The sequence below is a fragment of the Paraburkholderia sp. EG304 genome (genome assembly GCF_046543485.1).
In the GTDB taxonomy this organism is placed as follows: Bacteria; Pseudomonadota; Gammaproteobacteria; order Burkholderiales; family Burkholderiaceae; genus Paraburkholderia; species Paraburkholderia youngii.
The window spans coordinates 1-532 of the sequence record NZ_JBKGUA010000303.1 but is presented as its reverse complement, the minus strand read 5'-3'; the positions used below and the strand labels follow the sequence as shown (position 1 = coordinate 532).

The following is a 532-nucleotide window of genomic DNA, read 5'->3' as shown; positions in this document are numbered from 1 at the left end:
TCGGGCGGGCCGGACGTGGCGACGCTTCTGGAGCGGACACGGCGTACGGCCCTGGGGGCGCAGGAGCATCAGGACCTGCCATTCGAGCAGGTGGTGGAGATCGTGCAGCCGCCCCGGGCGCTTGACCGCACGCCATTGTTCCAGGTGATGTTGGCTTGGGAGAACCACGCAGGTCCGTCGTTCGACCTTCCCGGACTGAGTGTGGAGGCTGCCGCCGACGGGCTCGATCAGGTCAAGTTCGATCTGGAGCTGAGCCTTAGCGAGCATGGCGAGGAGATCGCTGGAACACTGAGCTATGCCACGGCACTTTTTGATCAGGCGACGATCGAGCGGCAGCGTGGTTATCTGCTGGCGCTGCTGCGGGCGATGGTTGCGGACGCGGGCCAGCCGGTGGAGCGCATCGATATCCTGCCGGCGGCGGAGCGCGGGTATCTGCTGGAGGAGCTGAACCGCACGGAGGCGGCGTATCCGTCGGAGCGGTGCATCCATGAGCTGTTCGAGGCGCAGGTGCGGCGGGCACCGGAGGCGGTGG

General features: G+C 67.1%; 1 protein-coding gene. It reads left to right on the top strand.

Going from position 1 to position 532, the window contains the following annotated elements:
* Positions 1 to 15: 15 nt before the first annotated feature.
* Positions 16 to 532, top strand: a 517-nt coding sequence (locus ACLFKU_RS43990) for a condensation domain-containing protein (protein ID WP_410853423.1), incomplete at its 3' end; no start/stop codon positions are given.